Raw genomic sequence first — 23628 nt, forward strand, 5'->3', positions numbered from 1 at the left:
CTGTTTAATAAAACATTACAAAATCAGGTATTTGTAAAATCTCATTATCCTTACCATTAGCATACTTGTTTTTTAAATCAACTATTTTATTATAATTCTCTTTTATGGTAGTTCTAGTATAATCATCATCACTATCTTTTAATCCTTTATAAGCTGCATCTAAATTTTCAAAGGCTCTTTCTAAATCTCCATCAACAGTTATATAATAGCATCCAGCATTATTCAACGTTAATATATCCTTTTGGTCAAGAGAATAAGAAATTTTTATTTCATTTAATGCTTCTTTAGTCTTTTTAGAAATTAGATAAGCAGTTCCTAAAGTTCTATGATATTTAATTGATTTATCATCTTCTTCTACACAAGTCTTCAAAATGTTTATAGCTTCATTGTAACTATGATTGGATAAGTATATTAGCGCAGTTTGATATTTAAAATCAGTTATATTTGGCTTTAGTATTAGTGCTACTTTAAAATTCTTAACAGCACTAATACTATCATTATTAGAATACCAATCATAAGTAGCGTTACTTATATATATACTACTATTATATGGTTCTTTATAAGAGGCATAATGAAAATATGGCTCAGAAGAATTTGGTTCTCCTATAGCTTTCAATATATTTGGCATCAAATTAACATAATTATCTACATAAGAAGGATTTTCCTTTAATGATCTTTCTCCATATTTTAAAGCCATATCAAAATTCTTTTTATTAAAGTAATGCCATGCAGCTACATTATTTACTCTATAATCCTTAGGATAATCCGTTAATAATATATTTAATTTTTCTTCCGCTTTATCATACTCTTTATTATTATCAAGTATTGATATTTCTAACAACCTCGTAATTAAAAAATCTTTACTATCTTTTACTTCATTTATAACCTCATTAATAATTTCTTTTCCTTTATTATTACTTTCTTCAATGCTATAAATTTTTGCAAGCCATAGTTTATAGCATAAATCCTCTTTGTTCTTTTCATTTAACTTTGTAATATCATTTAGTAAAGTTTTATTTTCTTCATAACTTTCATAAATGACATCATATATTTTAATTTCATTCTTATCTAAATCATAAGCAGCTTTTAAAGTGGATAATCCCTCTTCTGTTTTATTCAAAATCATGTACATTCTAGATTTTTCTGCTAAATCGTAAGCAGATCCCTCTAAAATTGGATAGTTATCTACAATACCTTTTGCCTTATCATAATTATTATTTGACATATAAATTAAAAACATTGTTTTATTAATTTGTTTATTACTGCTATATTTCTTTAGAAGTTCTTCTCCGTCTTTTTCAATAATTTCAAAATCTTTTTTTTCTATTTTTCCTTCAGCTAATTTATCTTTAATTATATTAAATTTATTGTTTAATATAATACTTTGAGCATCACCTGTCTTATCTTCTTTTTTAACTGCTTCCTCCATGTATTTATTAGCGTTTTCTATATCTCTTTTTAATAAATATACTTCACTTATTTTAGCATCCCATAATGGAGATTTATTTTCTCTTCTCCCTATTGATTTATACTTGTCTATTGCCTCGTCATATTTCGATGTATAAAAATAATTATTTGCTTCTATTTTTTCTTCTTTCAAACCATTTATATTATTTAAAGCTATAATAGCTATAATAGCTATTATGACACCACTAACTAATATAATAATGTTTCTCTTGTTATATAGTTTATTGTTCATAATTTTCCTCCTCCCCTGTGGAATCATATTAATTTTATCAAAACCTTATAAAAAAATCTACTTAATTTGAAGTATAACGCATAGAAAGGAATGTATTATCATGTTATAATGTAGTTTAGTAATTTATTTTTAAATTAAAATCTAAATTAAATATTTTATGGGGGGTTGGAGTTATGAAAAAATCTAAAGAACAACTTCTAAAAGAGCGACGCCAAAATACTCTAAAGAAAACCCGTATTAAAAATGCCATCACTTTAATAATTTTTATTTTAATGATAAGTTATTTGTTTTTTTGTGTTTTCACAATGGCTAAGAATATAACAACAAGAATTATAAATAAAAAAGTGGCCACATCTTCAGTAAGTAAATTTAGAGAAAAAAACAATGACGATAATAATAAAAGTGCAAATGATGAAAAAATAAAATTTAAAGATAAAGAAATCTTACTAAGTATTGTTGGTAATCATATTTCATAAAAAATGTACATTTTGTTTTCAATTACTATTATCAAGTTAAATGAATTAAGTATTTCTCTAGATAATAAGTAACTTAAAAATTATGGTTAATTCGTATATATTAAAATACAATAAGATATCTAAGATAAATTAACTAGTCAAAAATAGAAAGTCTATCTTGTGTTAAATAAAGGATACTAATAGTAGTAAAAACTTATCCCATAATACGACTCAAAATACACTAGCATACTAACTAACTATTTCTTGAGAGTGTATAACAGACTTTTAAATTTAAGCTAAGGGAGTGTTTAAAATTAAAATCAATTCTTTTTTCGGTATAATTAACTCTAAATTTATAATTAAAATTTCAAAACTACTTTTCAAAGGTGGTTCAAACTTTCCTGGTAAGGTAGCATTAAAGTTTGATAACCGTATCTTAAAAACTGTAGCAAAAGATTATAATGTTATTTTGATTACTGGTACTAATGGTAAAACTACTACCACTAGTATGATTTATAACATTTTAAAAGCTAATAATTTTGATGTTATTACCAACAACACTGGGGCAAATATGGTAACTGGAATTACTTCCTGCTTCATTTCTAATTATAAATTTAGGAAATGTAATAAAAATACATATGCAGTAATTGAAGTAGATGAGGCGTACTTACCTATAATTACTGAAGATATAAAACCTCGAATAATTACAGTTACAAATTTATTTAGAGATCAATTAGATAGATATGGAGAAATTCATACTACTTTTACAAAGATACTTAGTGGAATTGAAAAAACTCCTAATACCACTCTAGTACTAAATGGTGATGAATCTCTGTTTGGAAAGTTAGATGTTAATAATCCAAAAGCTTATTATGGATTTAATGTTCCTATTCGAGAAAATGCCACAACAAATATAAATTCAGATAATAAATTCTGTAAGTGCTGTAAATCACAATATAATTATGATTTTATAACTTATAATCATCTAGGAAGTTATTATTGTAATAATTGTGGTTATAGAAGACCCGAGCTTAAATATGGAGTTAATAAAATACTGGAGCTAACACCGGATGGTTCTTCTGTTATATTTAATAATAAAGAGTTTAATATAAATCAAGCTGGTGAGTATAATATTTATAATGGTCTTTGTGCTTATGCTACTTCTAAGGAACTAGGTATTAGTGATGAGGTTATAGCTTCTACTTTACAAAACCAACAAAGTAGCTTTGGAAGACAAGAAACTATAAAAATTAACAATAAAGAAGTAAAAATCATACTTGTTAAAAATCCTGCTGGCTACGATCAAGCAGTTAATACCATAATGCTTGATAAGAAAAAAATAAATCTTGCTGTACTTTTAAATGATAGATATGCTGATGGACGAGATGTATCGTGGATTTGGGATGTTAATTTTGAAAAGCTTAATGAACTTGAAATCGACAAGATAATTGTTTCAGGTACACGACTTTATGACATGGCTATTAGGCTTAAAGTTGCAGGACTTTCGAAGGACAAATTTTTGTTATGTGAAGACGATGAAAGCCTGATGAATGGATTAATATCATTAGAAGATAATACAACCTATATTTTAGCAACTTATACAGCTATGTTAAATATTAGGAAACTCCTTCATAGTAAAGGTTACATTGAAAAAATATGGTAAGGCAAGGTGATTTTATGGAATTAAATATATGTCATTTATACCCTGATTTATTAAATGTTTATGGAGATATGGGTAATGTACTTATTTTGAAACATAGAGCTGAAGAAAGAGGAATAAAAGTAAATATTATTAATATCACTATAAATGATAAATTTGACGGTGATAATTATGATATAGTTTTTTTTGGTGGAGGCCAAGACTACGAGCAATCTATAGTATCTAAGGATCTTATAGAAATAAAAAAAGATGATATAAAAAAATATATAGAAAATGGCAAAGCTTTCTTAAGTATTTGCGGAGGGTATCAGCTTCTTGGAAAATACTATACCACTCCTGATGGTATTAAACTAGAGGGCTTAGGTATACTTGACATATATACAGAGTCAGGTGATACTAGATTCATAGGAAATACTGTAATATATAATGAAGAATTTAACGAAACCTATGTTGGCTTTGAAAACCATTCTGGAAAAACATACACTGGAGATTTAAATCCTCTAGGTATTATAAAATCTGGATATGGAAATAATGGAGAAGATAAAAAAGAAGGTTGTATTTATAAAAATACTTTTTGTACATATTTTCACGGTAGTTTATTATCCAAGAACCCTGAACTTGCAGATAGACTATTGTTTATAGCTTTAAATTATAAATATCCTGATTGCGAGGTTGCTTTAAGTAACTTAGATGATAGTTTAGAATTAAAAGCAAAAGAATTTATTATAAATAGAGAGATAAAAAGTCGTGATTAAATATCACGACTTTTTAAAAATTCTAACTTTAGCTTACAACTATCCTAGCTATTTTAATTATAAGTACTATAAATATTGTACAAATTCTAATTTTTCTCCATTTGGCCCTTTAAAAAAAGCTATTAATTTATTATCACAAACTCTTGGAAATTCACTTATTAATTCTATGTTTTTCTCTTTTAAACCTTCAATTGCAACTTCTAAATTTTCAACAGTAAAGGCGATATGTTCTACTACTCCTAAATTTAAATTACTCTTTTCCTTTTTTCTTTTTACAAGTTCTATTACTCCATTTCCACTTCTTACAAAACAAAGATGAACATTTTCATCTTCATACTCATGGTCTATTACACCATCTAAAACCTCAGAATAGAACCTTTTAGAAATATCCATATCCTTAACTATTACCCCTACATGATTCATAATTATCATAATAATATCCCCTTTCTATTTAGTATTATATATTGCTTAATATCATGTTTTCTCAATACATATTGTACCACTCTGAATCTTTTCTAGATACACTAAAAAATCATATTGTAATTTTCTAATATAAGATAAATACCCTTTACATGAATTCACAACTTAAAACAATACATAACTCAAAATTCACAATTCACAATTGACGAGGAAATTAGCTTTGATCAAACTACTTTTTTTACTAGCAATACACTTGCTAACTTTTTTTCTTTGAAGTTATCTCCTAACTTCAAAAATAAATTAATTCTAAATTTCTCAGCTTTTACTGAGAAATCTCCATAATTGTGAATTTTGCATTGTGAACTGTGAATTAAGATATCTAATGATGTAGCTACAATATTCTAAATTTAAAATAAACCTTTATATACAAAAATGTAGCCTTTTGGCTACATTTTCTTTTCTAATTGCATTGCTAAGTTAAAAAACTTAATTGACTCTGCTATTTCTCCTAGTTTATGATACATTTCTCCCATTTCTAAATATCTTTTATATATTTTAGACTTTGATCCATATCTAACTAGAGCATCTAAAGATAGATTCATATACGTTTCTGATGAAGAATAATTATTTTGCATTTGAAGTATGACAGCCTTATAATAATAAGCACTTTCAATAAACTTTGTGCTATCTAAGTTTATTGCATAATTTAAAACTTCATCTGTTACCTTTTGTGCTAAATCTAAAATTTCATTTTCTATTAAAGTTTGCACTGCAATAATCAGAAAAGAACATAATTGCTCTGTATTTTCCTTTGGATACTGCTCTATAGCTTGACTCATATACTCTTCTGCAGCGCTCCTTTTATTATTTTTAAACATAGTTAGAGCAAAGTTGTGAAAGCACATAGCTTTTCTTCTAACATCATTTCTATAATAATAAAGAGTTTTTTCTTCATAATCTTTAAATTTTTCATAATCATTAGTGCGAAGAGCAAGAATAGAAAATATGTGATAAATATCCCCTTTTAATATATCTGTTTCACTGTAATCAACTATTTCTACTAATTCATCACATCTTTCTCTGGCAGCATCAAAGTCTTCCATAGTTATAAGTGCTGCACACTCATTATAAGTAGCTCTTATCAGTTGCGATTTATCTTCTACTTTTAACTCTTTTAATCTTTTTCTTACACTACTATAATAGCTTATGGCCTGAGAATATTCTCCATTAGATGAAAGATATACAGCAATATCCATATAATATTTTAACTGAAATAATTCATCATTTGATTTCTGGCATAAATCATAATATCTTGGTATTATAATTCTCAAATCCTCAAAATTATTTTTTGATAGGTGATATGAAAATAACAAATGTAATATTTCACATGCTAAATCATAATAGCAATATGTTTCAGCATATTCAAGATTATATAATACATTTTCTATATAATTATTACTATATGAGTTATTTTCTTTATAAGTTTTAAATACTTTTATATTCTCTAAAATTTGATCTCTTACATCATGCATTAAATACTTTAAATCTAAATCCAATTTTTCACTTATATATTCTAAAATCCATGGTTCCGCAGTTACTTTATTATTTTCAATACAACTCATTTTAGATACAGAAATTTTTTCCTCACAAATATCTCTCAAAGTTAGACCTTTATATATTCTGGCTCTTTTTATTTTTTCGCCTGTTGACAATATCTCCACTTTTATCCCCCACTTAACATTACTACTTGTCTAAAATCTTTAATTCCCTTAATACCTTTATTCCCTCATTTAAATATTTAGCTGCTTCATTATCCCTACCATTATCAATGTAGAATTTACCCAACATTATAGATATTTCCGCGCTTTCCTTAAGGAAGTTTACTTTTTTAACATAATTAAGTGTTTGTATTAATGTATTCTCTGCTTCTTCTAGTTTTCCCTCTAATAACTCAACTCGATATTTAAGTAGATAGTAATCACAAAGTGATTTTTCTTCCCCTTTTTCTATGTGCTGTAATATTTCATTCAGCGTTTCTTTAGCTTTTATTTCGTCTTTTAACTTAATATAGTTCTCACATATATTACATAAGGTTTCAATGATTTTAGAATCATTTGTTTTTTCTCTAATTTCTTTCGCTTTATAGAGATGTATAAAAGATTGTTCAACATTTTCAAAATCCGAAAATAATTTCCCTAAATCATTTTCGATTTCAGATACATAAAAACTATTATTCATCTCTTTATATATTTTTAATGTTTTTTCTGAGTAATTTATAGCATTGCTTATATCACCTTTTTCGCAATATTCTTTGGCTAATGCTAATAAACTTTCTGCGTAAATTTTCTTATTATCAATATTTCTAAATTTTTCTTGAGCCATAAAAGAATATTCTATAGATTTATCTATAATTCCTAATTTAAAATAAGTGCATCCTATGTAATAATAAATTTGGCCAATTAAGAAATCATCACCTAAATTACTATCTTCAAAAACTTTTTCTGCCTGTTGAAAATAGCTATAAGCAGAATGATATGCTTTAAGTCTTAAGGTAATTTTCCCTAATAGCAAAAAAGTATTGATAACTTCTTCATTGGAATTATTTTTGATAAATATACTATTTGCTGACAAAAAATTTTGCTGAGCATTTCCATATTCTTTCTTCTTGCTATAGATTAAGCCTTTTAAATAAAGATCTTTTGCTTTCCTCATATCCAAGTTATATTTTTGCGCATAATGTAAAGAGTTTTCTATATTTTTTTCTGCCTCTTCTAATTCGTCATTTAATATCTTAGCTTCTGCAATATTTTCATGATAAAGACAAATTTTTTCTGCTTGAGTCTCCTCAGTTTCCATTAAGTACTCTACTGTAATATTTAATGCAAAGGCTAAATATTCTAATAAATCCATACTTGGGTTAGATTTTCCAGACTCAACTAAACTAATTTGTCCTGCGGTTATTCTATCACCAGCTAGATTTTTTAAAGTTAAATTTAACTCTTTTCTTCTTAGTTTTATCTTTTCGCCTAAAGATAGTATTTTCATAATCACGCATCCTTTACAAGTAATTTATTATTAGCTACTATAGTTATACTAGATAAAAAATGAAATTTTATAAATTTTCTTATTTTATTATAACATAAATTTTAATAAAATCACAAAAATTATAGTATTTTTAAAGTAGAATAACAATTATATATAAATTTTCGTAAATTTTGGATTTTTATTTAATAATTTGCATTAATTTTATTTTAATTCTAATATATGTAAAAAAATAACAACTTAAATTAAAATATAAGTACTTTTTAGTTGTATTTAGTTTAGATAATATTGTCAAACTTGAAATTGCAAGTTTTATAGTTTTAGTATATTCTTATAATAAAAAAAGTTGGATAAAACTCCAACTTTTTCACTATAAAAATATACTAAATATTCCAAAAAAATAACTAGTCAATATGTTAAGCCACTTTGCATCATACTGGATTCATTAATACCACTAGTATTAGTGAGTTCAGTGTCCATACTTGACACAAAATATTCTCAACATCTTTGACTAGATACTTTATTCCTTACTTCAGATGCCTTATATTTATATTTATTAACGTATCATAGACATCATATTTCCATACATATCTCCAGCCATATGTTGCAACATTCTACCGGATTTTTTAATTCTTCTTCTAGTTTTTTTATCCATCATTGGCATCATCATTTGCATAGTGACACCAGCAACAGCACCTACAAGAAATATTTTACCCATAGTTTTCATTATAAATGCACATCCTTTCTTTAATTTTATAATACTATGGTGTGCAATTTTTATAAATTAATTCTATTATAAAGAACTTAATTTCAATTAAATAAAATTTTAGATTTACATTTATGCTATTATAAAGAAATTATATCTATAAAATTAAATTTAAAATATTTAAATAGTTTCTATATATTTTTAAAATTAACCATAACTGTAGTGCCTATACTTTCTTTACTTTTAACTTCTATATCCGCAGAATGCAGATTTAATATACTTTTTGTGATAGTAAGACCTATTCCACTTCCTTCTGTCTCTTCCCTACTCTTATCTCCTCTATAAAATCTTTCAAAAATAAAAGGCAAATCTTCCTCTTGTATCCCTATGCCATCATCACTTATTTCTACTATAAGAGTTTCTTTACTTTTTCTTAGAATTATCTCTACCTTGCCTTTTTCTTTGGAAAATTTTATTGCATTAGATAAAATATTTATAAATACCTGTCTTAAACTACTCTCATCACCTAATATATAATCCTCTTCTTCTATAAAACTTTCGAAATTTAAAATTACATTTTTCTCTTTACTATATAATTTGAAATCTTCATATATGGTATATATTAATCTTTTTAAAGATATTACTTTAAAATTGAGCTTTTTACTATCTTCTTCAAAATTTTTTAATACTTTTAAATTGTTAAGTAAACCTGCAAATCTTATAACTTCATCATTTAAACTTTCTAATCTTTCACTAGTTATTGGGAAAATACCGTCAATCATTGCTTCTAGATTATTTTGAAGTACATTTAGAGGAGTTCTAAGCTCATGAGAAATGTCTGAAACTAATCGTTTTCTAAGCACATCTTGATATTTTAGATTTTCCCCTAATCTATTTATACTATTCTTTAATTCTCCTAACTCCTTGATGTCAGTATCGATAAGACATTGTGCATCTAAATTCCCATTAGATAGTTTTACTGAAATGTCTGCTACTTTTTTTATAGGTTCAGTAAATTCTTTAGATATAAATTTACTTAAAATTATTGATAATATTATTGCAATTACTGCACTAGCAATAATACTCTTATTTATGTCTATTTGAAATTTAATATCCTCTTGGGACATTAAAATAGTAGAATAATGTCCTACATCTATATATCCTATTATTTCATCATTGTCTTTTAATTCATATCTTTCAGATATATAATTTCCATTTTGAACGTGAGACAACATAGCTTCTCTATAACTTTCATTTTTTAAATCTTTAGGGTTCATTCCCCAAATAATATTTTTATTTTTATCATAAAGTGTTAAACAAAAATTACTCATGTAAGCTTCATGCATCATTTCTATACCTGAGTCAGGCTTCCAAGTCTTTTCCTCCTTATAAACTTTCTGTAAATAATCTACAATTCTTTCATTCCTTTTACTTTGATTATTTTTTAGATATTCTTTAAAATTGTTATTCACAGTTAAATTTACAAATAAAAGTACTAAAATCATAATAACTATAGAAACTCCAATAAATATGTTTTTTATTTTATTATTTATTGTTATCATTTTTTCTACTCCTTACCAAATTTATATCCTACTTTAACTACTGTTATTATATACTTTGGTTTTTTTGTATTTTCTTCTATTTTCTTTCTTAAATTTTTAATATGAGTATCTACATTTCTATCAAATCCATCAAAATCAAATCCGAAAACTTCTTCCACTAACCTTTCTCTAGTTAACACCTTTCCTTCATTTTTAGCTAAGGTATACAATATTTCAAATTCATAAGGTGTTAAATAAACTTCTTTCCCTTTTACTTTAACTAAACGTTTTTCATAATTAATTATTAAGTTTCCATTATCAACGACCATCTCAGTATATGTTTCTTTATTCAATCTTCTAAATAATGCATTTACTCTAGCAACTAATTCTCTAGGACTAAATGGCTTAACCAAATATTCATCTGCACCTAAATTTAATCCTTGAATTTTATCATTAAGGTCACTTTTTGCAGTGAGCATAAATATATGCACATCAGAATTTTTTCTAATAATTTTACATATATCCTCTCCACTTATATCTGGTAACATCAAATCTAAAATAATTAATTGAAACTGATTTTTATTAAATAACTTTAAGCCTTCTTCTCCTTTTGCTGTAACTTTAACATTATATCCTGAAGCTTTTAAATATGCTTCTATTACTTCTGAAACTGATTTTTCATCTTCTATTATTAAAATATTTTTCATATTATACCTCTCAAAAAGTTTAATTTATTTTAATATTTACTCTATATAAAAAATTATAATAAAAAGTTCTGTAAAAGTTATGTAGAAATTTTTAATCTACACAACTTCTACATAGATTTCTTATATACTTTAATAACAATGGAATAATAAGGAGGTTAAATATGAGTTTAAATAAAGAGTATATAAAGGTCAAGGGCATGACCTGTACTTCTTGCGAAAAAAGAATAGAAAAAAATATAAAAAATTTACCTGGTATAATTAATGTAAAGTGCAGCTATAAAAATGAAACTGTAATTGTAGAATATAATTTAGAACTTTGCAGTAAAGAAATTATTATTAATACTATTGAATCTTTAGGTTATATTGTTTTAGCAAAATCTTATAAGGACTTTTCAAAATATATAGGTATAGGAATAATCGTTTTAGCGATTATTTTATTAGGAAAATTTGCTACAGGTTTCAATATGGATAAGGCTTTGATTAATGCATCATATTTCATGCTCTTTATAATAGGTGCTATTACCTCCTTACATTGTGTTGGAATGTGTGGCGGTATTATGATGTCTCAAACCTTATCATCCCCCAATAAAAATAAAAGTGAATCTATAAAGCCTGCTTTATTATATAACATAGGTCGAATAATATCTTATACTGTACTTGGTGGTATTGTTGGTGCTGTTGGTTCTATTTTTTCGGTGTCCCCTAAACTTACTGCAATAATTCAAATTATCGCCAGTTTATATATGATTTTAATAGGCTTAAATATGATGGGATTTAACATTTTAAGAAGTATTAATATAAAGCTTCCTTTTTCAACTTGTACTAAGGTTAAAGGAAATAAATCTCCTATTTTAATAGGGTTATTAAATGGATTTATGCCCTGTGGTCCTCTTCAAACAATGCAACTTTATGCACTTAGCACTGGTAGTGCTATTTTAGGCGCTAAATCTATGTTTTTCTTTGCACTAGGAACTGTACCTCTCATGCTTACATTTGGGATTTTATCTACTTTATTTATTAAAGGTAAAAATGCTATAAATTTAATGAAATTCAGTGGAATGCTCATAATAGTTCTTGGATTAATAATGGCAAATAGAGGATTTACAGTTGTTGGATTAAATATATCAGAGCCTTTTTCTGCCAAGGAGAATACAGATATAACTATAGAAGATAACCAACTTCCTAAAATAGAAAATGGAGTTCAAGTAATTAAAACTACTGCAGATATTTTTGGATATTCTCCTAAAACAATATATATTGAGAAAAATAAGCCAATAAAATGGATTATAGAGGGTGAAACTTTGACCTCCTGTAACAATGAGATAATTATACCTTCTTTAGGTCAAAGAATAAAATTAAAAGAAGGAGAAAATATAATTAATCTCGATAATACTGATGAAACTATTAAATACAGCTGCTGGATGGGAATGCTTTCTGGCACCATTAAAGTTGTTGATAATTTAAACAATATAAGTCCCTCTGAAAAAGAATCAAATGATAAGAGTTTCACACCATCTTGTTGCTCTAGTTCAAACATGAATGGCTTAAATGAAAATGAAAATATAAGCTCCAATTTAATAAGAAAAGCTGAAAAAAATATCAATACTCAAAGTTTAAGTATATCTACTTCAGATGATGTTTTAAATCCTTATATAATGGTAATAGAAAAAGATATTCCTTTAGAATTAACCTTTAATATGGATAATTTAAAGAATAATAATTCATCTATTAATTTTATTAACTCTGCAAATTCGACTACTCTTCTAACTATAGACTATATTAAAAATAATAAAGCTACCTTAGTTTCGGAAGATTTAGGAGAAATATTAATAAAAAACAACTCTGAACTATTAGGAATTATAATTGTAGTGGATAACTTAGAAAATACTGATTTAAATAAAATTTTATCTCTATATTTGCTAGAATAAAATAGTATAATATTTCTACTGTTAAATAGTTCATAAAATAATTAAAATTTCAAAATCCTCTTAAAATAAGGCATATGAAATAAAATAGCTAGTTAAAGATGCGTCATGCATTTTGCATCAGACAGGTCGGCAGGTTTTCATAATAGTCTAGATCATAGAATTCTAACGACACAGTATGATACAAAAATAGATGAGTATACTGACTAGTTATTTTTTGAAGATGCCTAAACTATAAAAGCACAGTAGAAATTTATTATAAATTAAAAGACAATCCTCCTATAGAGGTTGTCTTTTATAATTATTAATTATATACTTTAATGCTTTTTAAATTTTAATTTATTTCTTTAATAAATTTAAATATTAAATCATTTTTAATACTCTCATCCAAACCTTTTATGTAAGATAATAGCTTATTATCACAGTTTAAAAACTTAATTTCTCTAAGAACTTCCTCTAAGTTTTCTTTTTCTTTTAATATAAGATTTTCCTCTGAACATATTACTTTATGGTAATTTTTTTCTTTTATTATAGAGAGTAGTTTTTCTTTAACAACATCATCTTTAACTTTTACTGTATTTGTTAATAAATATTTATCAACAGCATCAGTTAAAGGTACTCTTATTGCTGCCTTAGCATAACTATCTGTTATTTCATTATATATATCTCCACTATGGCTATCTGTCTTAACAAAAATAATCTCCATATTATCTTTATTTATATAGTTATTAATTTTATCATAATACTCTTTTGAAGATCTATCCTTTCTCTCCCAAGTACCTATAGCATGATGATATATACCCTCATAGTCATGAAATATTACTAATTTTCTTTCTCCTATTAATTTTGCATATTCCACTGCCTTTATAGCTCCCATTAACTCTCCTGCTATTTGCCTTAACTGTTTTTGTGAATTGTCCTCTGCCTCACCATTTTCCATATATTCTATTACATCATTTCTTACTGCAACCATACCATAAGAAAACTTCTCACTTTGAAGATTGTAACTTCCATCTACATATATGTGGATGCAATCCATAGGATAGCTATCAACACCCTTTTTTAATAACTTTTTTTCTTCACTTAAATATTCTTTTGCTTCATTAAGACTTTCAAAACTTTTATACTGAGCTCCTTTTACACCTTTAACTAATGCTAAGCATTCTGCCCAAGTATTAACCATGATATTTCTTATTTCTCTATTATTTTTAAAATCAAAACCATATTTAATTGCATATATTTTTTTAGCCATAGTTTCTCTCCTTTATTTAGAAAAAAAATTAATTCCTTTTTTTATTGATAAAGATAATATATCAATTATATTTTTAATATTTTTTGTTCCAAATCTATCTGCAAATAGAGCTATTCCCTCTTTAATTATTAATATTATATCTTCATTACCTTCATAATTATCAACGATAATTTCTGTAGGTATATCACATAATAGCTTTTGAAACACAAAAAATACTACTGCTAAATCATCAATTTTGCCTATGAGTGGAATAGAATCTGGTATTACATCTATAGGAGAGAACAAATAGCCTAAAGCCACTCCTAAATATCTTTTAGTTTCTTTTGTAACCCGTTCATCCTTAAAAACTCTAACAAGTAATGCTATTATATCTGGCAGTAATAATACATATTGTGAATAATCTCTATATTTATTAGGTACAGTGCTTATCATAGAGTTTCTTGCTTGAGAATAACTGCTGCAATTTTTCTCATTAGTTTTTATTGAAGTTATACTATTTGCCTTTAACAATAAAGGATCCACTTCCTCAGCTTCAATTGCTTCCGTTTTTTCTTCTACTAGTACATCAGTTTTTTCTTCTGAATTCTTTTGCAAGTCCACATTTAGATCATAAAATTTTACCTCAAGTCCAAATGGAATAACGGTCACCTTTCTTAATTTAAAATTAACTATAGGAATAATTGTACAAAGCTCATAAAAATTGATACATAGTGTATTACTATCCACTGTTATCCCTACATCTTTAAATTTTTTTAAAGATGTCTTTAAAATAAAGTTTTTTACTCTATTAAATATTTTTATTTTCTTAATATTTATTGATTGAAGCACAATATAAAGCCTGTTATCTTCTACATCTTCAATGGATACTTTTGCATCAAAAGGTATATTTATGCCATAATTATAACTTCCTTGAATACATAAATAATCCTCTATCAATAATTTATCTATTTTTAATTGTGGCAAATTTACATAATTCTTTAGTACATCATTTATAATACTTAACAAATCTTTTTCTGTTAAAATCACTTTTAATTCTGATATATTCAATTATATCCCCCCTATTATACATACAGACATATTAGTCAAAAAGTTGATATATATCAATATAGTTACTTTGTTGGATATTTTAATTCATAATTCACAATGCAAAATTCACAATTAAGGTAGAAATTAATTCTTTACGAATTAATTTCTTAAATATATTTCCTTTACTAGTAATTTTATTACTAATTTTTATCATAAAAAGTTATATAGTAACTTCTTATGATAAGCTAATTCTAGAATCGTCACATATATAGATACCTTAATGTTTAATTATATCATTACAAAATTTTAATTAAAATAAATCATGAAAATCCTCTATAAAATTTAGCCTTTGCATTCTTTCTCTAAAATAAGTATACATGAAAAGTCAATTTTTGCAATTAACTTTTTACCTAAAAAAGCCATCTAACATTACTTAGATAGCTCTTTATTATTAACTTTTAAAATTATTTTTGTTTAAAGTGAGGATACTTAAGTATAATATAGGTAATTATAATTCCCACTATTAATCCTGAAACATGGGCTACATTATCTATATTAGGTATTAAAAATCCGATAATTATATTAACTATAACTACTTTTGTTACACTCTTAAGCAATTCTTTTCCAATAACCTTTCTGTTAAGAAAAGCAATTACTAATAGTGCCCCTAACAAACCAAAAATGGCACCTGATGCCCCTACAGAAATAGATACTCTGTAAATAGATTTTGTAGATAAATAGCTTCCATAAGAGGCTAATATAGCGGATAAAATGTATATGATTAAAAGTTTTCCTTTACTTAATATTTTCTCTAGTATAGTGCCTAGAGAATTAAGTGCATACATATTTAAGGCTAAATGCATTATTGAACTATGCAAAAATGCACATGTAAACAATCTGTAATATTGTCCTTCTTCTACCAAAATATTAACCATTGCACCTAACATAACTAAGGCTCTATTATCTATTTCTATTATGCTTCCTTTGTAATAATAAAAGGATACAAATCCAACAATTAAATATACTAATACATTAATAGTGATGAGCATATAAGTTAAGGTTGGACCTGTCTTAATTATATTAATTAAATTCTTTTCTTTTGAATTCAAATTTATCACTCCAAAAATCTAAGCTATACTAATGATTTAATAATTAAATTTCTACGTTCTAATAAATTAATTTCATAAAATCTTATAGGTAATCTTGATTCATGATCATAAAGTACCCTAATAACCGGTCTATCTGGGAAATTTTCATTTTGCCTTATAACATATCCTTCTATACCATTAGAAAGTCTTACGCAACAGCCTAGGGGATAAACGGAGAATACTCTTCTAAATAAACTTACAACTTTTTTATCAAAGTTAGTTCCTGATCCAGCCAATATAAGTTCATAGGCTTCATTAGGTAAAAATTTTTTTCTATAACTCCTATTATTACTTACTGCATCATATACATCACAAACACAAACTATTTTAGCGTAGTTTGATATTTGTTTATCCTTAAGTCCATAAGGATATCCTTTTCCATCTACTTTTTCATGATGTTGTTCTATAGCTTTAATGGAAGCTCGAGAAATGCTAAAATTTTTTATTAAAATTTCTTTACCATATATGGGATGTCTTTTCATTTCTTCAAACTCCTCAAAACTTAATGGTCCTTTTTTATCAATTATGGAAGGAGAAATTCTCACTTTCCCAATATCATGTAAGATTCCACCAACGGCAAGATCATTCAGTTCTTGTTTCTTAAGACCTAATGCTACCCCCATAAAGGTTGCCATTATCCCTGTATCTACACTATGAAGCAAAGTGTAGTTATTGTGAGTTTTTATGTCAAGTAAACTTTTATTTACATCACCTAATTCTAAAATATATTCAATTAATTCATTTACCCTTACTAAACAATCCTTAGTATTACTTTTATTTATTACTCCTACATTTTTAATTACATCATTTAAGCACCTCATAGTATCCTGTTTTAACATATTAAACTTAGGATCATCTGCCTCTATATCTCCTAATCTATCATCTTCTATGTATATATAATAAGCACCTAATTGAGTTAATTTATTTATGTATTGAGATGTCAATTTAATTCCTGCTCTTAGTAAGATCCTACCATCATTATCAAAAACTGTCTTGCCTAGAACTTCATTTTCTTTTACATTTCCAATAAAATCTAAACGCATGTTTCCCCCTATTTGTTCAAAATTTACTAAAAAATATTTATTTTAGTTATACTACCATTATCGTAGTTTTTCTATACAGATTTACAAGTAATTGATAATTGGTGGTAAGTTTTAATTTAAATACTCACTTTTTTTATCTTTGATATCTTCTAAAACTTTTTCTATTTTTTCTTTTATTAAATTACAAGCTTTATTTAGTTTTTCTTTAATAACATTATGTTCATCATCGTATTGGAATCTTATTATCCATGTAGGATTATATTCATCATCATATGCTTCAATCTGAAAACCTTCCTTTTCAAAAGATTCCTCATCGAATAAATCATATATAGCAGTATATTGCCATTCTTCTACATCTTCTTTCGTATCGAAATACAAATTAATTAAATCTCCATCATAAAATAATTTTGTAACATATTCTGCTCCATCACTTACCTCATAACTTCCTAGTTCTTTTATTAAATAATTGGTATCTTTTTCTCTTTCCATAAGTACTAATGATGAAAAATTCATATTTATCTTCCTTTCTTATTAGACATATTTATCTTATTTCTTAATATTATATTATTATAATTAACTAACGAGAGGTGATTATTATAGGTTATAATTACAAAGGAAAAGTTAATTCAAAATCTAAATTTAGTATAAAAAATAGGATAACCTTATATTTTATTTTAATTCTATCCATAATAATATTTTTTTCTCTAGCAAAATATAAATATACCCAATATAGATGCAAAGATATAAATTATGCTATAAAAAAATATAGCACCAGTGGAGTTTTTAATAAATATAAGCTAAATAAACTAGAAAGCTTCCAAATTAACTATTCTGATTCTAATGTGGCAATTGTCCACTTAGTAGGTTCTATAAATAAAGCTCCATATAAAACTATCAATTGTACTCTTGTACTTAAAAAAAATAAAAAAGGAATGTGGAAAGTAGCGGAGTACTATCCACATTCTTATTTTTTATTGTTATTTACACACTCACTACATATGCCTTTATTTATACTAATACAGCTATCAATTAAAGTAACTCCTGTTTTAAGTTTTATATATTCTTCCACCTGAGGCATAGGACAGTCAATTTCAATTATTTTATGACATACATCACATTCTATGTTATGCTTATGTCCTTTATCTTTAAATCTATAGTTATACTTATCATCATCAATGTTAAATTTCTCTAGAATTTTTTTATCTACTAAAACCTCTAAAGTTCTATAAACAGTAGATAAGTCTACAACTATATTATTCTTATTAAGTCTATCCCATATTTCACTAGCAGTTAACGCTTCATCACTTTTGCTTAAAATGGTTAGAATACTTGTACGTGCTCTTGTAATTTTTAATTGTTTTTCTTTAAGATATTGATTAATTTCCAATGATATCACCCTAATATATTTTAGGCATCTTTTAAAACAGTTAATTAGTATAATAAATTATTTTTTATTATGAAGTTATTAAATTCCACTCATAACCTCTACATGAATAAATACTATTTTCCTATATTTACAAAAAATATATCTATCACATTTCCTTATTAAGACGCCTCATTACTTATTAGTATACAATAGTAAATTATTTTCCTCAATATTAAATAAGTATTATTTCTAATAACAAAATCATATCATTTTTCTATACCTAATTATCTGTATAAAATTTTTATATAGAAAAGGCCATGATAATTTTCACAGCCTTCTCAAAAAATTAAGATAAAAATCTAATTCTAAAACTCAATAAAGACATAAGCTTAGCTATCTTATCTCTTTTAGTACTTCTAATAGGAAATTATACATTCTTTCTGTTGAAGAAATGCTAATATGCTCATCTGGAGTATGAACATCATATATATTAGGTCCAAAGGATATTTGATCTATTTTACCATCAAATTTATCACTTAATAGTCCACATTCAAGACCTGCATGTATTGCAGATATTTGTGCTTCTCTTCCAAACATATTTTTATAGACTTTTTCAAATATATCTCTTATTTCTGATATTGGATTATATTGCCATTCTGGATAATCTGATTTGAACTCAATTGATGCTCCTAAAATATCTGTTAAAACAATCATCTCATCACATATTGCTTTTTTTAGAGATTTAACAGAGCTTCTTACAGCACTTTCCAATATTACTTCATTATTTTCTGTAGTAACAACTCCTAAATTTGTTGAACTTTGTACCAAATCCTTTATAGACATGCTCATTGTTTGAACTCCATTAGGTATTAAAAATAACATTTTTAGAACTTTTGATGTAGATTCGTCATCAAAGGTTTTCTCTATATTTTTACCATATTGTTCAAAAGTTAATTCTAAATCATCATCTATACCTTGGAATTCATTCTTTAATACTTTATTCCACTCTTTAATTTTTTCTTCAACTTTAATACTATCTTCTGAGTTAATAAATATTAATGCATCTGCTTCTCTAGGTATAGCATTCATCTTAGAACCACCATTAATAGAAACTAATTTAAAATCTACTACAGAATTTAAATCCATTAAAAAACGTCCCATTAACTTATTAGAATTTCCTCTTTCTTTGTTAATTTCCATTCCTGAATGTCCACCCTTTAAACCTCTTATAGATATATTTAAGCCTATATATCCCTCTTCTATATCCTCATAGGTTACTGGCACGCTAACACTTACTCTAACTCCTCCAGAACAGCTTACAAGAAAAGTTCCTTCTTCTTCTGAATCTATATTTATTAATATTCTCCCTTTTAAATGCGATGGATCTAAACTCATCGCTCCACCCATACCGGTTTCTTCCTCTGTGGTTACCACTAACTCTATTGGTGGATGCGGTATATCTTTTGAAGCTAATATTGAAAGACCAAAAGCAACTGCAATGCCGTTATCTGCTCCTAAAGTGGTACCATCTGCTCTTAAATTGTCTCCATCTACTATAAAAGCTATAGGATCCTTTTCAAAATTATGAATTTTAGATATATTTTTTTCACAAACCATATCCATATGACCTTGAAGTATTATTGTTTTAGCGCTCTCATAACCTTTAGTGCCTGGTTTCTTAATTATTATATTTAATGCCTCATCTTGAATAACTTCTAAGTTTCTCTCTTTTGCAAAATTCACTAGCCAATCACTTATAGCTTTCTCATTTCCTGAACCTCTAGGTATTTCGTTCATAGCTTTAAAATATTTAAAAGCTTCATATGAATTAAGGTGTTTTAATTTGTTAATCATCACATTCATCCTTTCTTAGAAAAACATCATTTTTGGGCAAATAAATAATTACATTATGATAAAATGTAATTTAGAGAAAATAATTATAGTTATAAAACTATTCATATAAATCTTCTCCTAAAAATTTGATTCTATAAAAGTTAATCAAATTATATTAATAATTCTTTTATACTATAGCGCTAAATTTTAATACTTCTTATACTTTACTATACTATAAATAATACTTTAAAGTATATATTTAATTTTACCAATAAATTAGCTTTTATAGCATAATTACTATATTATTGTACAATTTAAATAATTTATTTTAATTGTACAATAATATAGTAATTAGTAACAACAATTTATTAAAATAAAATTTATCTCTATTAAAGTTGAATATAAATATTATATAATCTACGTAAATATTAAGTGTATGATACCCTTCCTTATGTGAAGCAAATCATATTAATCCATAAATTACAGTATTTCCATAATAATATAAATACTTAACTAAGTACTATAATCTATTGTGTATAAAGATAAAAAGAAAAATATATACTATTTTTCTTCTCCTTTATGTATTTAATACTTTCTTAAAAATTTTTAAGAAAGTAGTTTATAAAATAGGCTCTAGTAATTATGTTACTTTTTTAATCTCAAAATAAATTCTCGACGTATTTTTGACGTTTTAAAATGAAACTTTGATTTTTCAAGGGTTAACTATAAAAACATCATTTTTAGTCCAAATAAAATTAATATTATTCCACCTATATAATCTGCATACTTGCTAATTACCTCTATTTTACTTAAGTTTTTAGAAACTATAAAAGCTATTGTGCACATAACTAATGTTACTAATCCTATTATTAATGTATACATAAACAATTTAGTAACCTCTGTTCCACCTAAAGTTGCAAATCCTACAACCATTGCATCTATACTTACAGATATACCTAATAAAAAATACATTTTAATATTTAACAATGGGCACCGTCCTTCATTTTCCATTCCTTCTTTTATCATCATTACCCCTACTATAGCTATTATCATTCCTCCTATAATAGAAGGTACTGATGCTATATTTTCTGAAAAAAGCTTTCCAGAAAATCCACCTAAAAAGGATAGTAAAAACTGAAAACATCCAAAGGAAAGAGAAAAAAATACCTTATTTTTTATTGTGGCTTTTTCATTTAACCCTATACATAATGCTACTCCACAAGCATCTAAGGACACTGCCATTGCAATCCACATAACTTGACTAATGTTCATCTTAGCCTCCAAATAATATTAATAAAAGCTTGTATACTTATATATATATTTACTGCAATACTAATATTATGATTTATTGTTATCTTATTGTCAATAATTCAATAAAAGTATATAATTTTCTTATGACGTTACAAAAACGAGGTGATAACATGATTTCGATTTATAAAAGTAATTTTGAAGGCGAACTTGAAAATATTGATTCAATTGAAAATGGAAGTTGGATTAATATGGTTTCTCCCTCTGAGGAAGAATCATTATTAGTGTCTCAAAAACTTAATATTCCCTTAGATTTTATAAAATCAGCCTTAGATGAAGAAGAGCGTTCCCATATTGAAATAGAGGAAGACTGTACCTTAGTAATTGTAGATATACCTTTTACAGATATAGATGATAATTCACTAACCTATGATACATACCCATTAGCCATAATTCATACTGAAAATAATATAATTACTGTTTGTCTTAAAAATAGTAAAATTATTTCTGATTTTATTAAAGGCAAAATTTCTTCTTTCTATTCTTTTAAACGTTCTAGATTTATGCTTCAAATATTATTTAGAGTAGCAAGTTATTTTTTACTATACTTAAGACAAATAAATAAAAAAAGTATATTAGTTGAAAAAAGCCTTTATAAATCTATGAGAAATAGAGAATTAATTCAATTATTAGCACTTCAAAAATCTTTAGTATATTTTTCAACCTCACTAAAATCTAATGAAATCACATTAGAAAAACTACTAAAACTAGAAATGGTTCAAAAGTATGAGGAAGATAAAGATGTGTTAGAAGATGTAATCATAGAAACTAGACAGGCAATTGAAATGTGTAATATATATAGTGATGTTTTAAGTGGTACCATGGATGCTTTTGCATCTATAATTTCTAACAATCAAAACATGGTTATGAAATATTTAACCTCAGTTACCATAGTATTATCCATTCCTACACTAATTTCTGGAATGTTCGGAATGAATGTAGGCGGTGTACCTTTTGGTGAGAATGGTAGTGGTTTCTTAATTGTAGGAGCAATTATTGCGAGTATTACAATAGTAGTAGCTATAATACTGAATAAAAAAGATATGTTTTAAAGCTGTGCCATTTAGGTGGAGCTTTTTTAAATTTTATATTTTGAATGTAATATCATATTAAATATTTATTAAATTATTCAATGCTTATCTCTTCTTTTTCTTAAAGTAGATAATATTATTAATACTAATGATATTAATAATGATATAAATGTATACACATTATTACTTAAAACCATACCTGCTGACATAACTATTGAAAATATAATTGTTATTTTTAGAAAAAAATCTATCAAATCAATCATCATAATCTCCATTTTACAAAGTATATATTTAAACTATAATCATATATTAAGAATTATATTTTAGCAGCTTTTTATTAAATAATCACCATATTTCAGTACTTTCCATAATTCTATCTTTAATAAGATAATTTAAAAATTTAATATTATATTGTAAATCATTTGCTTACTAATAATAACATAATTATACCATAATCTTCAATTAAAAATATTATATAGTACATAAATAATCTATGGATAAGTTTTATAATATTAACTATCTGACATTATAATGTATTAATCATTCAATTTAATTCTCCACACAAAAGTATTCAACTAAATTTTCATAAATTTTTAATAAAACTACCAATAAATAATTAGAAAATCTTATAAGATATAAAAATTATTATTATATTTTTTTAGAAATAATATCACCAAATTCCAAATTACCCATATACTAATTTTAGAAATA

21 protein-coding genes are annotated in these 23628 nt (G+C 25.6%); 5 read left to right on the plus strand and 16 right to left on the minus strand.

Annotated elements, in window-relative coordinates:
• Positions 1-4 precede the first annotated feature (4 nt).
• Positions 5-1699, minus strand: a complete 1695-nt coding sequence (locus tag ACWPW7_RS16330; RefSeq protein WP_454054372.1) for a tetratricopeptide repeat protein — start codon at positions 1697-1699, stop codon at positions 5-7.
• A gap of 173 nt (positions 1700-1872) precedes the next feature.
• Here ACWPW7_RS16330 and ACWPW7_RS16335 point away from each other — a divergent pair, with 173 nt between their 5' ends.
• The 3 genes from ACWPW7_RS16335 to ACWPW7_RS16345 all read left to right on the plus strand — a co-directional run bounded on the left by ACWPW7_RS16335 (position 1873) and on the right by ACWPW7_RS16345 (position 4569).
• Positions 1873-2175, plus strand: coding sequence for a hypothetical protein (locus ACWPW7_RS16335; protein WP_291565929.1), 303 nt, complete (start codon positions 1873-1875; stop codon positions 2173-2175).
• 283 nt (positions 2176-2458) lie between these two features.
• The gene (locus tag ACWPW7_RS16340; protein ID WP_454054373.1) at positions 2459-3817 is read left to right on the plus strand and encodes a MurT ligase domain-containing protein; all 1359 of its coding nucleotides are present in this window, start codon (positions 2459-2461) and stop codon (positions 3815-3817) included.
• Positions 3818-3831: 14 nt separating this feature from the next.
• Complete coding sequence (locus tag ACWPW7_RS16345) at positions 3832-4569, plus strand: type 1 glutamine amidotransferase (RefSeq protein WP_291559934.1); 738 nt, start codon at positions 3832-3834, stop codon at positions 4567-4569.
• A gap of 66 nt (positions 4570-4635) precedes the next feature.
• Here the strand turns inward: ACWPW7_RS16345 and ACWPW7_RS16350 are convergent, their stop codons facing one another.
• From ACWPW7_RS16350 to ACWPW7_RS16375, 6 genes are all read right to left on the minus strand, one after another.
• Positions 4636-5001, minus strand: coding sequence for a VOC family protein (locus tag ACWPW7_RS16350; protein WP_291559759.1), 366 nt, complete (start codon positions 4999-5001; stop codon positions 4636-4638).
• Positions 5002-5435: 434 nt separating this feature from the next.
• Positions 5436-6710, minus strand: coding sequence for a helix-turn-helix domain-containing protein (locus ACWPW7_RS16355; RefSeq protein WP_291559762.1), 1275 nt, complete (start codon positions 6708-6710; stop codon positions 5436-5438).
• 22 nt (positions 6711-6732) lie between these two features.
• Positions 6733-8034 (minus strand): helix-turn-helix domain-containing protein, encoded by a 1302-nt coding sequence (locus ACWPW7_RS16360; RefSeq protein WP_039631654.1) that lies wholly within the window; start codon positions 8032-8034, stop codon positions 6733-6735.
• 553 nt (positions 8035-8587) lie between these two features.
• Positions 8588-8749: a YtxH domain-containing protein gene (locus ACWPW7_RS16365; protein WP_291559766.1), complete on the minus strand. Its 162-nt coding sequence runs from the start codon at positions 8747-8749 to the stop codon at positions 8588-8590.
• 179 nt (positions 8750-8928) lie between these two features.
• The gene (locus tag ACWPW7_RS16370) at positions 8929-10299 is read right to left on the minus strand and encodes an ATP-binding protein (protein ID WP_454054374.1); all 1371 of its coding nucleotides are present in this window, start codon (positions 10297-10299) and stop codon (positions 8929-8931) included.
• 5 nt (positions 10300-10304) lie between these two features.
• Entirely contained in the window at positions 10305-10985 is a 681-nt protein-coding gene (locus ACWPW7_RS16375) for a response regulator transcription factor (RefSeq protein ID WP_454054375.1), read from the minus strand.
• A 161-nt stretch (positions 10986-11146) separates the two neighbouring features.
• Here ACWPW7_RS16375 and ACWPW7_RS16380 point away from each other — a divergent pair, with 161 nt between their 5' ends.
• Positions 11147-12913: an urease accessory protein UreH domain-containing protein gene (locus tag ACWPW7_RS16380; RefSeq protein ID WP_454054376.1), complete on the plus strand. Its 1767-nt coding sequence runs from the start codon at positions 11147-11149 to the stop codon at positions 12911-12913.
• A 331-nt stretch (positions 12914-13244) separates the two neighbouring features.
• Here ACWPW7_RS16380 and ACWPW7_RS16385 read toward each other — a convergent pair whose 3' ends face one another.
• The 8 genes from ACWPW7_RS16385 to ACWPW7_RS16420 form a co-directional block, all read right to left on the minus strand.
• Complete coding sequence (locus ACWPW7_RS16385; RefSeq protein WP_454054377.1) at positions 13245-14162, minus strand: ribonuclease H1 domain-containing protein; 918 nt, start codon at positions 14160-14162, stop codon at positions 13245-13247.
• 12 nt (positions 14163-14174) lie between these two features.
• Entirely contained in the window at positions 14175-15209 is a 1035-nt protein-coding gene (locus ACWPW7_RS16390; RefSeq protein ID WP_454054378.1) for a YkvA family protein, read from the minus strand.
• Between the two features lie 443 nt (positions 15210-15652).
• On the minus strand, positions 15653-16297 hold the full coding sequence (locus ACWPW7_RS16395; protein WP_291559784.1) for a rhomboid family intramembrane serine protease: 645 nt from the start codon (positions 16295-16297) through the stop codon (positions 15653-15655).
• A 23-nt stretch (positions 16298-16320) separates the two neighbouring features.
• Positions 16321-17379: an HD-GYP domain-containing protein gene (locus tag ACWPW7_RS16400; RefSeq protein WP_454054379.1), complete on the minus strand. Its 1059-nt coding sequence runs from the start codon at positions 17377-17379 to the stop codon at positions 16321-16323.
• 111 nt (positions 17380-17490) lie between these two features.
• Positions 17491-17892, minus strand: coding sequence for a DUF6762 family protein (locus tag ACWPW7_RS16405; protein ID WP_454054380.1), 402 nt, complete (start codon positions 17890-17892; stop codon positions 17491-17493).
• Positions 17893-18343: 451 nt separating this feature from the next.
• Complete coding sequence (locus ACWPW7_RS16410) at positions 18344-18775, minus strand: Fur family transcriptional regulator (RefSeq protein WP_454054381.1); 432 nt, start codon at positions 18773-18775, stop codon at positions 18344-18346.
• Between the two features lie 363 nt (positions 18776-19138).
• Entirely contained in the window at positions 19139-20596 is a 1458-nt protein-coding gene (locus tag ACWPW7_RS16415; protein WP_454055527.1) for an aminoacyl-histidine dipeptidase, read from the minus strand.
• Between the two features lie 705 nt (positions 20597-21301).
• On the minus strand, positions 21302-21850 hold the full coding sequence (locus tag ACWPW7_RS16420; protein ID WP_454054382.1) for a manganese efflux pump MntP: 549 nt from the start codon (positions 21848-21850) through the stop codon (positions 21302-21304).
• Positions 21851-21999: 149 nt separating this feature from the next.
• Here ACWPW7_RS16420 and ACWPW7_RS16425 point away from each other — a divergent pair, with 149 nt between their 5' ends.
• Positions 22000-22938, plus strand: coding sequence for a magnesium transporter CorA family protein (locus ACWPW7_RS16425; RefSeq protein WP_454054383.1), 939 nt, complete (start codon positions 22000-22002; stop codon positions 22936-22938).
• Positions 22939-23015: 77 nt separating this feature from the next.
• Here the strand turns inward: ACWPW7_RS16425 and ACWPW7_RS16430 are convergent, their stop codons facing one another.
• Positions 23016-23180, minus strand: coding sequence for a hypothetical protein (locus ACWPW7_RS16430; protein WP_291559803.1), 165 nt, complete (start codon positions 23178-23180; stop codon positions 23016-23018).
• Between the last annotated feature and the right edge of the window lie 448 nt (positions 23181-23628).

The organism is Clostridium sp. Marseille-Q7071 (assembly GCF_965112025.1).